The organism is Catellatospora coxensis (assembly GCF_016862635.1).
In the GTDB taxonomy this organism is placed as follows: domain Bacteria; phylum Actinomycetota; class Actinomycetes; order Mycobacteriales; family Micromonosporaceae; genus Catellatospora; species Catellatospora coxensis.
In genome coordinates this window covers 1-1,436 of sequence record NZ_BONI01000191.1, presented here as the reverse complement: position 1 = coordinate 1,436, position 1,436 = coordinate 1, and the positions used below count along the sequence as shown (strand labels likewise).

Sequence of the window (1,436 nt, the reverse complement as noted above, 5' to 3'; positions counted from 1 at the left end):
AGAGGGCGGTCCGTGGTTGATTGCCCCGATTCGGGGCTTGTTTCGGGGTAGGGCGGAGTAAGGTTCCGGTCATCTGCGGTGCCCATCGATGTTTGCGGCGTTGGTCTGGTCGTGAGTGGACGCGCGCGGTATCCCAGTGATCTCACCGATGGGCAATGGGCGGTGGTCGGCCCGTTCCTGGCCGCGTGGAAGGCCCGGCACCCGTCGGTGTCCGGGCATCAGGGCCGCTACCAGCTGCGGGAGATCGTGAACGCGATCTTCTACCAGAACCGGACCGGCTGCCAGTGGGCGTACCTGCCGCACGACCTGCCGCCGAAGTCGGCGACGTACTACTACTTCGCGCTGTGGCGCGATGACGGCACCGACCAGGCCATCCACGACCTGCTGCGCTGCCAGGCCCGCGAGAAGGCCGGGCGGGCCGAGGACCCGACCGCGGTCGTCCTGGACACCCAGTCGATCCGGGCGGCCAACCACGTCCCGGCGGCCACGACCGGCAAGGACGCCGCCAAGCGCGTGCCGGGCCGTAAGCGCGGGCTGGCCGTCGACGTGCTCGGGCTGATCATCGCCGTGGTGGTCATGGCCGCCTCGGCCACCGACAACCAGGTCGGCGTGAAGCTGATCGACCAGGTCGCCCGGCACACCCCGACGGTGACCAAGGCGTGGGTCGACTCGGGGTTCAAGGACGACGTCGCGATCCACGGCGCGGTGAACGGCATCGACGTCGAGCAGGTCAAGCGCACCGACGGCCAGGCCGGGTTCGTGCCGGTCAAGCGGCGTTGGGTGGTGGAGCAGACCAACGGCACCCTGATGCTGCACCGCAGGCTGGTCCGCGAATACGAGAGCAACCCGTCCTCGTCGGTGTCGCGCACCTTCTGGGCGTCCACGGCGAACCTGGTCCGCCGGCTGACCGGCACCACCACACCCTCGTGGCGCACCGCGTAGAAGGAAGTGCCCGACCATGACCCCGCTGCTGGACCTCATCGCCGAACATGAAGCCGCCGCGACCGCAGCGGCCGACGTGCTGCGCGAGCAGATCGCCAAGCTGTCCGCCGAACTGGCCCTGGCCGAGACCGAGCTGACCGAACTCGCCGTCACGCGCAGGACACTGCAACGACTGACCGGCCAGGCCGAGGCCACCGCGTCGGCCGACGCCACCATCGCCGGCGCCGCCTACCAGCAGATCCTCGCCGTATTCGCCACCGCCCCCAGCGGCAAGCGCGCCAAGGACGTGTGCCTGGCCCTCGGCCTCGGCCTCACCGCCAAGGACACCGAAGGCATCCGCGCCAAGCTCAAGCGCCTCGTCTCCCGCCAGATCCTCATAGAGGCCGAACCGGGACTGTTCACGCTCGCCCCCACGCCGACCGCATAGCCACACGAGCAGGACTCCTACCCGACCGCCAAACCCAAACTGGGCATAGCGCCACGGACCGCCCTCT

2 protein-coding genes are annotated in these 1,436 nt (G+C 69.6%); both read left to right on the top strand.

All coding sequences use genetic code 11. The annotated features are described in order from the left end of the window. The first annotated feature begins 111 nt into the window (after nucleotides 1-111). Nucleotides 112-942, top strand: coding sequence for an IS5 family transposase (locus Cco03nite_RS41940; RefSeq protein ID WP_203699620.1), 831 nt, complete (start codon nucleotides 112-114; stop codon nucleotides 940-942). A gap of 16 nt (nucleotides 943-958) precedes the next feature. Next, the gene (locus tag Cco03nite_RS41935; protein ID WP_203699619.1) at nucleotides 959-1,369 is read left to right on the top strand and encodes a hypothetical protein; all 411 of its coding nucleotides are present in this window, start codon (nucleotides 959-961) and stop codon (nucleotides 1,367-1,369) included. Nucleotides 1,370-1,436: the final 67 nt, after the last annotated feature.

Coding starts and splice junctions, on each gene's coding strand:
- Cco03nite_RS41935 (WP_203699619.1), top strand. CDS start 959: ATGACCCCGCTGCTGGACCTCATCGCCGAACATGAAGCCGCCGCGACC.